The organism is Nocardia sp. No.11, from assembly GCF_038752175.1.
GTDB lineage: Bacteria > Actinomycetota > Actinomycetes > Mycobacteriales > Mycobacteriaceae > Nocardia > Nocardia canadensis.
The window spans coordinates 1-8139 of sequence record NZ_JBCGFB010000091.1 but is presented as its reverse complement, the minus strand read 5'-3'; the positions used below and the strand labels follow the sequence as shown (position 1 = coordinate 8139).

Annotated in this window: 9 protein-coding genes; 5 read left to right on the top strand and 4 right to left on the bottom strand. The window is 70.1% G+C overall.

Translation table 11 applies throughout. The features are described 5' to 3' along the window. Both V8688_RS23100 and V8688_RS23095 read left to right on the top strand, forming a co-directional pair. Window positions 1-681: hypothetical protein (locus V8688_RS23100; RefSeq protein ID WP_342801674.1), on the top strand; the 681-nt coding region annotated here is incomplete at its 5' end. A 60-nt stretch (window positions 682-741) separates the two neighbouring features. Further along, window positions 742-1893 (top strand): hypothetical protein, encoded by a 1152-nt coding sequence (locus tag V8688_RS23095; RefSeq protein WP_342801673.1) that lies wholly within the window; start codon window positions 742-744, stop codon window positions 1891-1893. On the opposite strand, the gene V8688_RS23090 is transcribed toward V8688_RS23095, so the two are convergent. Together V8688_RS23090 and V8688_RS23085 are read right to left on the bottom strand one after the other, a co-directional pair. Then, window positions 1807-2592, bottom strand: coding sequence for a DUF1542 domain-containing protein (locus V8688_RS23090; protein ID WP_342801672.1), 786 nt, complete (start codon window positions 2590-2592; stop codon window positions 1807-1809). The two genes, V8688_RS23095 and V8688_RS23090, sit on opposite strands and share 87 nt — an antisense overlap. A gap of 99 nt (window positions 2593-2691) precedes the next feature. Beyond that, window positions 2692-3831, bottom strand: a complete 1140-nt coding sequence (locus tag V8688_RS23085) for an acyl-CoA dehydrogenase family protein (protein WP_218720754.1) — start codon at window positions 3829-3831, stop codon at window positions 2692-2694. Between the two features lie 72 nt (window positions 3832-3903). Here V8688_RS23085 and V8688_RS23080 point away from each other — a divergent pair, with 72 nt between their 5' ends. The 3 genes from V8688_RS23080 (at window position 3904) to V8688_RS23070 (ending at window position 6664) form a co-directional block, all read left to right on the top strand. After that, window positions 3904-4503, top strand: coding sequence for a TetR/AcrR family transcriptional regulator (locus tag V8688_RS23080; RefSeq protein ID WP_218720753.1), 600 nt, complete (start codon window positions 3904-3906; stop codon window positions 4501-4503). Between the two features lie 23 nt (window positions 4504-4526). Then, window positions 4527-4910: a metalloregulator ArsR/SmtB family transcription factor gene (locus V8688_RS23075; protein WP_218720752.1), complete on the top strand. Its 384-nt coding sequence runs from the start codon at window positions 4527-4529 to the stop codon at window positions 4908-4910. Window positions 4911-5029: 119 nt separating this feature from the next. Continuing rightward, on the top strand, window positions 5030-6664 hold the full coding sequence (locus V8688_RS23070) for a long-chain fatty acid--CoA ligase (protein WP_218720751.1): 1635 nt from the start codon (window positions 5030-5032) through the stop codon (window positions 6662-6664). 630 nt (window positions 6665-7294) lie between these two features. On the opposite strand, the gene V8688_RS23065 is transcribed toward V8688_RS23070, so the two are convergent. Together V8688_RS23065 and V8688_RS23060 are read right to left on the bottom strand one after the other, a co-directional pair. After that, window positions 7295-7687, bottom strand: a complete 393-nt coding sequence (locus V8688_RS23065; RefSeq protein ID WP_218720750.1) for an SCO5389 family protein — start codon at window positions 7685-7687, stop codon at window positions 7295-7297. 85 nt (window positions 7688-7772) lie between these two features. Continuing rightward, window positions 7773-8139 (bottom strand): nitronate monooxygenase (locus V8688_RS23060; RefSeq protein WP_342801671.1); only part of this gene is annotated, 367 nt, incomplete at its 5' end.

Sequence of the window (8139 nt, the reverse complement as noted above, 5' to 3'; positions counted from 1 at the left end):
CCCGGCCCCGCCGGGGTTGTCCGTGTCGATCGGATGGCTCGGCGTGCGCAGGTGCTGAGGGCGCTCGTGCTGGCCGCGGCGGTGTGTCTGGGGCTGGGCGGGTGCGCGGTCGACGGCGGGCTGGTCGATCCGGATTCGGCGTCGTCGCAGGTGGATCGGGCCGCTGCGGCGCGCGCCGAGGCGATCGAGGGCGCGAGCGCGGCGACGCAATCGACCATGCTCGCGTTCTATCGGTCCGTCTGTTCGCTGCAGACCCGATATCGGGCGGAGCTGAAAGCGGCCGAGCGCGAAGCCGGGGCGCTCACGCCGGCGCAGTATCGCGACACGGCGGCGATGATCCTCGGTGGCCGGGCCGCCGCGGCCGATGGTGCGCGCGATACCGCCGACCGGCTACCGATCCCGGACCTCTACCCCGACGAATGGCGCTCCGCGCAGGGGGAATTGGTCGGGCTCTTCGAGCGGCTCGGGCAGGCGGACCGCGCGCGGGCGGGCGAGATGGGCGGCGTGGATATCGCCGATACCGATCGGCTGCGCGGCGTCGCCAGGGATCTGCTCGCCGCCTCGGCACAGCAGATCGAGAACGAGAATCCGCGGATCAGGGTGGTCGCCCAGCGACTACCCGCGTCCAAGCAGGTTCGGCGGGACGCGGGGGAGTTGTCGGAGTGCCGCACGCCCAGCTGACGGGCGCGGCTTGTCGCCGACCGGAAGAACCAGTACTGACGAGACAGGAAGGAGTGGGTGATGCGCGCGGCCGGCTACGTCCGTGGTGTGCTGCTGACCGGCATGGTGTTCGCCGCGCTGTCGATCGCCGGCGTGGCCGCCGCCGAGGACACTCCGACCGCCCAGCACCTCCCGCTGGTCACGGCCGTCGGCCCGGACCTGTCGCCGCCGATCATCGGCGCTCTCCTGCCGGAGCTCGGACGATCCTCCACGGAAGACGCGGCAGCAGGAGATGTTCCGTCATGGGAACTCGGACCGCCGTCGGCTGACCTGGACCCCACGCTGGACCTGGTCCTCCCGAAGGGTTCATCGCCGGTCGAGCCGATCCTCTCGCTGCTCGCCACGTTCGGGTTCGCGCTACCCGGCCAGGCCGAACCGACTCGGCCCACACCCGGTGCCGATCCCGTGGAGTCGGACCCCGCCGAGCCGTCCGTGGCGACCGGTCCTGCCGAGTCGGCAATCGGGGATGGTCCTGCGGACTCGGGCGATGCGGCCGAACGCGCGGTCGTCACCACGGGGGGCGTGGGGGGTGGCGGCCAGTACCACCCTGGGGAACTCTCGCCTGTGGACCCGGTGGGCGACGTACCCGGCGGCTCGGTCTGCCCCGCCGCGGTCGGCTACGGCCGGGCTGACCTCGATGCGGTCGCCACGATCCGGGTCGAGCCTCAGAAGGTCCCGGCGGAGGTCGAGCCTCGGATGGTCCTGGCGGAGGTCGAGCCTCGGATGGTCCCGGCGGAAGTCGAGACCTGCATGGTCCCGATGCAGGCAGAGACCCGGAAGGTCCCGCCGCAGGTCCAGGCTCGGAAGTGTCCGGCGCAGGGCGGACTATTTGCGGCCGGTGTGCCCCCGCTCTGGGCGGACCGAGGCGATCCGATCGCCGCAGGCCGACTGTTACCCGGCATCCGGGTCGAGGCGGTGGTTACCGCGCGCAGTCGTGCCGACGGTCGGCACCGGCACGACGTGAGCTGCGACATGAGCCCAGACCCGCATGGCCGCAACATGATTCGTCGTGGCGTGGTGCCCCCGTCGCATCCCGGCCCCGGCTATCTCGGTGGCGCCAGGGCAGGTCCCGGCCCGCCGCCTGGTTCAGAACGCGTCGAATCCACCGCCGCTGTCGAACCCGCCGCTGTCGTATCCACCGTCGACACCATCGGAGCCGCCCCACCCCTCTGAATCCTGACCCGGGTCGTACCCCGGATCCTGGCCGACCTCGCCCTGGTCGAGTGCCGCTTCGCCGGTGCCGTCCTCGAAGGCCTGGGCGTCGTAGCCGACTCCGGACATCCCGGCGAACAATGTCGTGAACAGCAGTGCCGAACCGGCGCCCCAGGCGCCGGCGATCAGCGCGGGCTTCCACCACGGCTCCGAATACCACCCCGCGGGGACCGGTCGTCCGGCCACGCGCCCGCCGGGGTAGTAGTTCGGCGTGCCCGGGGAGGGGGTGGGGGAGGCGGCGATGCGGCGACCGTTGTGCTCGACGACCCGTTGCTGGTCGACCTGTCCCGCGATGTCCTGACCATCGAGGGCCGGTACCGGCGGGCCCGGGTCCATATTCATCGCCGTGCGCGCAGCCCGGATGTAATAGAGCCCTTCCACTGCCGTCTGCTTGGCCAGGCGGGCCTGGACGGGTGAGTTCGCCCTGTCCATCTGCCCGCCCGCGGCGTTGTAGCGTTCGGAGGCGTCGGCCAGCGCCTGCCGGGCCGCTTCGTTGCGCGGCGACAGCTGATACACCTGGCCGCCGAGCCGTTCGATCGTCACTCTGGCATCGGCCTGCGCTTCGTCGAGTTCGCGCGCGGTCCGCTTGTTCTGCTCGGCGCGCAGATACAGCAGCGCGACCACGCACACGACGACGATCACGATCAACCACCACAGCATCGCGCACCTCTTTCGCCCGAGGTCTCGAGACGCCGTCCAGTTTACTGGCCGGTTGCCGGAACGGGCTGAGGCTGTGTGATCAGCGCGTTGCGGGGTAGCTCACCCGGCGAGATGGCGCGCGATCACCAGGCGCTGGATCTGGTTGGTGCCCTCGAAGATCTGCATGACCTTGGCCTCGCGCATGTAGCGCTCCACCGGGAAGTCCTGGGTGTAGCCGTAGCCGCCGAAGACCTGGACCGCGTCGGTGGTCACCTTCATCGCGGCGTCGGTGGCGACCAGCTTGGCGACGCTGGCCTGCCGCGAGTACGGCAGTCCGGCGTCGCGGCGGCGCGCGGCGTCGAGGTAGGTGGCGCGGGCGGTGTCGACGGCGGCGGCCATGTCGGCGAGGACGAAGCCCAGACCCTGGTGGTCGATGATCTTGCGGCCGAACGCCTCCCGCTCCTTGGCGTAGGCCACGGCCTCGTCGAGCGCGCGCTGGGCGACACCGGTGGCCACGGCGGCGATGCCGAGGCGGCCCGCGTCGAGGGCGCTGAAGGCGATCGACAGGCCCTGGCCCTCGTCGCCGATGCGGCGTTCGGTGGGCAGGAAGGCGTCGTCGTAGGCGGCGGTGGTGGTGGGGATGCCGCGCAGGCCCATCTTCTCCTCGGGCTTGCCGAAGCTCAGGCCCGCGGTGTCGGCGGGGACCAGGAAGCAGGAGATGCCGCGCGAGCCCTCGCCGGTACGGGCGAACAGGGTGTAGAAGTCGGCGCGGCCGCCGTTGGTGATCCACGCCTTGGTGCCGGTGAGCCGGTAGCCGCCGTCGACCGGGGTGGCGCGACAGCGCAGGGCGGCGGCGTCGGAGCCCGCGTGTGCCTCGGACAGGCTGTAGGCGCCGATGGTCTCGCCGGAGAGCATGCTCGCCAGCCACTGCTGCTTCTGCTCGTCGGTGCCATAGGTGAACAGCGGATGGCAGGACAGGCCGTGCACGCTCACCGCGACCGCGACGGCGGCCCAGCGGCTCGCCAGTTCCTCGAGCACCTGCAGGTAGACCTCGTAGGGCTGCGCGCCGCCGCCGAATTCCTCCGGATACGGCAGGCTCAGCAGCCCGGCCGCGCCGAGTGCGGGGAAGACGCCGTCGGGGAAGACGCCGGTCTTCTCGCTCTCGGCGACGCGCGGTTCGAGCACCTTGTCGGCGATGTCACGGGTCAGCTCGATCAGCTCGCGCGCTTCGTCGGTGGGCAGCATCCGGTCAACAGCCATGCTCGACACAGTACGTCCAGCACTGAATTGCGTGCAAGGCAGCATGGAATTTTCACCCTCTATACTGGGTCGATGCCCGAGCTGCCACCGAACAAGCATCAGGAGAAGAGTCTGCGAACGCGGACCCTGCTGCTCGATGCCGCGATCGAGAGCCTGGCCGAGGTGGGCTACGCGGGGGCCTCGATCGCCGACATCACCGCCAGGGCCGGGGTCACCCGGGGCGCGCAGCTGCACCAGTTCCACACCAGGAGCGAGCTGTTCGCGCAGACCATCGGACATCTCACCGAGCGGCAGCGAGAAGCCATGCAGCGCAAGGCCAAAGCCCTGCCGGGGGACAGCGCGGCGGGCGCGGTGCTGGTCGAACTGGTCACCGCGACGTTCGCCGGGCAGCTCGGCCGCGCCGCCGTCGAGCTCTACGTCGGCATCGCCAACGATCCGCCGCTGCGCCGGGAGATGCTGCGCGTCCAGCACGAGCTGACCGTCGAGCTGCTCGACCGCTGCGCCGGGCTGATCGACCCCGCGATTACCCGCGAGCGGCTGGAGAGCACCTTCTGGCTCACCATCAATCTGGTCCGCGGCGCCACTCTCGACGAGATGGTCGGGCGCGACCGGGTCCGCCGCAAGCAGGTGCTGGCCGACTGGACCGCGCTGGCCGACCTCGCCTTGCGCTGACCGGCCGGGCCTATCATCTGCGCATGAACGCAGACGGCGACCCGGTCCGCGCACCACTGGCCGAGGACCAGGTGGGGCTGGTCGTCGAGGTCTTCCGGATGCTCGCCGATCCGACCCGGGTCCAGGTGCTGTGGGCGCTGGCCGACCGTGAATTGTCGGTGAACGAACTGGCGACCGAGGTCGGCAAGCCGGGGCCGTCGGTGTCGCAGCATCTGGCCAAATTGCGGATGGCGCGGCTGGTGCGCACCCGTCGGGAGGGCACCACGATCTACTACAGCCTGGAGAACGACCACGTCCGCAGGTTGGTGGTCGACGCGGTGCACAACGCCGAGCACGCGGGCCCCGGTGTGCCCGCGCATCATCGCGGCCCCGACGCGCAACCGCCGCACCGCACGCAAGAGGGCTGACGCTGAACACACCGTTCACCAGGAAAAGTTACGCTGGGAAACGGTTGCCGCCCGCGCTCCCTTCGGTAGCATCCGCTTGTGACGTGGCTCATGCCGCGGCGAGACCGAAGGAGTTTTCGATGCTGAGCACCATGCAGGACGACCAGCTGTCGCTGGCCAAACTGCTCAACTATGCCGCCACCTTCCAGGGCAATTCGACCGTGTCCACCTGGACCGGCGACGGTGTGCGCACCATGACCTACCGTGAGCTCGGCGCCGACGCCGCACGGCTGGCCAACGCGCTGCGCGGGCTCGGCATCGAAGAGGGCGACCGCGTCGGCACCTTCATGTGGAACAACAACGAGCACATGGTCGCCTACATCGCGGTGCCCGCGATGGGCTCGGTGCTGCACGCGCTCAACATCCGCCTGTTCCCGGAGCAGCTGGTGTTCGTCGCCAACCACGCCGAGGACAAGGTCGTGCTCGTCGACGGCACCCTGGTGCCGCTGTTCGCTCAGTACCTACCGAACCTGAAGACGGTCGAGCACGTGATCGTCGTCAACGGCGACGCCGCCGCACTGACCGCGCCCGAAGGTGTGCAGGTGCACTCCTACCGCGAGCTGCTCGACAGCCAGTCCGCCGAGTTCGACTTCCCGGTCGTGGACGAGCGCTCCGCCGCCGCCATGTGCTACACCTCCGGCACCACCGGTGACCCGAAGGGCGTCGTCTACTCGCACCGCTCCAACTGGCTGCACGCGATGCAGGTGAACTCGCCCAACGGCATGGGTTTCCACGGCGGGGACTACGTGCTCGCGATCGTGCCGCTGTTCCACGCCAACGCGTGGGGCCTGCCGTACGCGGCGCTGATGTCGGGCGCGAACATCCTGATGCCGGACCGCTTCCTGCAGCCCGGCCCGCTGCTGGAGATGATGGCCGCCGAGAAGCCGACCTTCGCCGCCGCCGTGCCGACCATCTGGGGCGGCGTGCTGGCGGGTCTGGCCGCGCAGCCGCAGGACATCTCGCACTTGCGCACCGCCGTCGTCGGTGGCTCCGCGGTGCCGCCCGCCATGATGCGCGCGTTCGAGGAGAAGCACGGCGTGCGCATCCTGCACGCGTGGGGCATGACCGAGACCTCCCCGCTGGGCAGCGTCGCGCACGCGCCCGCGGGCGTCGAGGGCGAGGAGGCCTGGGCCTACCGCTACACGCAGGGCCGCTTCCCGGCCAATGTCGAGGCCCGGCTCGTCGGCGACGACGGCAAGGTCGTCCCGAACGACGGTGAGTCGCTCGGTGAGCTCGAGGTCCGCGGCGCGTGGATCACCGGCTCCTACTACTCGCCGACCGGCGCCGAGATCGACCCGGACAAGTTCGACGACGGCTGGCTGCGCACCGGCGACGTCGGCAAGATCAGCCCCGACGGCTACCTCACCCTGGTCGACCGCTCCAAGGACGTCATCAAGTCCGGCGGCGAGTGGATCTCCTCGGTGGACCTGGAGAACGCGGTGATGGGCCACCCGGCCGTCGCCGAGGCCGCTGTGATCGGCGTGCCGGACGAGAAGTGGGACGAGCGCCCGCTGGTCGCGATCGTGCTGGCCGAGGGCGCCGCCGCCGACGCCGTCGAACTGCGTGACTTCCTGGCCGACAAGTTCGCCAAGTGGCAGCTGCCGGAGCGCTGGACCTTCATCGCCGAGGTGCCCAAGACCAGTGTGGGCAAGTTCGACAAGAAGCGGCTGCGCGCGCAGTACGCCGAGGGCGAGCTGGATGTGACGACTGTGTAATTGGCGGCTGGCGCCGCGGGTTTCGGCCTCGTGACCTCGCCGCCGAGGGGTGAGCCGTCCCGCCGAAGGCGCCGTCCCACCCCGGTTTCGGCCGCCTCGCCGCCGAGGGGTGATACAGCGCCGTAGGCGGTACGTCTCCCCCCACCGCCGCGAGGCGGCCGAAACCGGGGTGGTACTGCGCCTTCGGCGGTACGTCTCACCCCTCGGCGGCGAGGCGGCCGAAACCGGGGTGGTACTGCGCCTTCGGCGGTACGTCTCACCCCTCGGCGGCGAGGCGGCCGAAACCGGGGTGGTACTGCGCCTTCGGCGGTACGTCTCACCCCTCGGCGGCGAGGCGGCCGAAACCGGGGTGGTACTGCGCCTTCGGCGGTACGTCTCACCCCTCGGCGGCGAGGCGGCCGAAACCGGGGTGGTACTGCGCCTTCGGCGGTACGTCTCACCCCTCGGCGGCGAGGCGGCCGAAACCGGGGTGTCCGCTGGTAGATGTGGCGGCGGGCGTGGAATCTCTTCCACGCCCGCCGTTCTCATTCAGTTGTTGTTCAGTTGTTTGTTCTGTTGTCGGATTCAGCTGTCGGATCCTGTTGTGCGATGCAGTTGTCGATATTCAGTTGTCGACAGAAACGCTGGTGCTCAACAGTTCCGGAGTTCCGGGCTCTGGTTGAGGAGCTGGGCGCGCGGGCTGATGTAGCGGCTGTAGGTCTCGCCGCCGACCGCCGAGAGCGGGAAGGCCGCGACCCGATGGCAGTTCTGGAAGGCGAGTTTCACGCCGAAGTGCCGTTCCAGACCGCCGCGGATGGCGTCGGAGGCCAGGGCGCGCAGCAGCTGGCCGCGGGCGACCTCGTCCGGCGGCGGCACCACATTGTCGGCGAACTCCGCGTCGCCCGCCCGCAGGTCGCCGGCTACCCGGCTCACCACTTCCCAGGCGTACGGCAGTGACGTGCGGACGCATTCTACGAACTCGGCGTCGTCGATATCGCCCTGTTCGGCGCGCTCGAGCAGTGCTGCGGGAACATCGAGGGACATGGCGCTCTCCTCCTGCTTGGTGGTGGTCGGCGGGATGCGATGCCCCTTCGAGTCTAAACGAAATCGGTTGTCAACAACCCTGGATTCATTCTGAAAGTGCTTTCCGTAGTGCGCTTTTCGCGTCGGCGGCCAGGTCGGCGATCAGTTCGCCTGCCGATAGCTCGGTCGCCAGTGAATGCGCTTGCCCCGCCCACAGATTCACATCGTCGGTGTTGCCGGCGGCGCGGCCCGCGGCCCGCAACGGGGCGGTGGCGTAATGAATTTCGGGGTAGGCGGCGGGTGCGGTCGCGGTGTGCTCCCGAAGAAAACGGTTGCGGATTCCGCGCGCACGCCGTCCGGTGAAGGCCCGGGTGAGCATCGTCGGTTCCGCCGAGCCGATCGTGCCCCGGTGCGCGGCGTTGGTGCCCGCCTCCGGGCAGCGCAGCAGCGCGGTGCCGAGCTGCCCGGCGGCC

Coding starts and splice junctions, on each gene's coding strand:
- V8688_RS23095 (WP_342801673.1), top strand. CDS start 742: ATGCGCGCGGCCGGCTACGTCCGTGGTGTGCTGCTGACCGGCATGGTG.
- V8688_RS23090 (WP_342801672.1), bottom strand. CDS start 2,592: ATGCTGTGGTGGTTGATCGTGATCGTCGTCGTGTGCGTGGTCGCGCTG.
- V8688_RS23085 (WP_218720754.1), bottom strand. CDS start 3,831: ATGGCTGTTGACCGGATGCTGCCCACCGACGAAGCGCGCGAGCTGATC.
- V8688_RS23080 (WP_218720753.1), top strand. CDS start 3,904: ATGCCCGAGCTGCCACCGAACAAGCATCAGGAGAAGAGTCTGCGAACG.
- V8688_RS23075 (WP_218720752.1), top strand. CDS start 4,527: ATGAACGCAGACGGCGACCCGGTCCGCGCACCACTGGCCGAGGACCAG.
- V8688_RS23070 (WP_218720751.1), top strand. CDS start 5,030: ATGCTGAGCACCATGCAGGACGACCAGCTGTCGCTGGCCAAACTGCTC.
- V8688_RS23065 (WP_218720750.1), bottom strand. CDS start 7,687: ATGTCCCTCGATGTTCCCGCAGCACTGCTCGAGCGCGCCGAACAGGGC.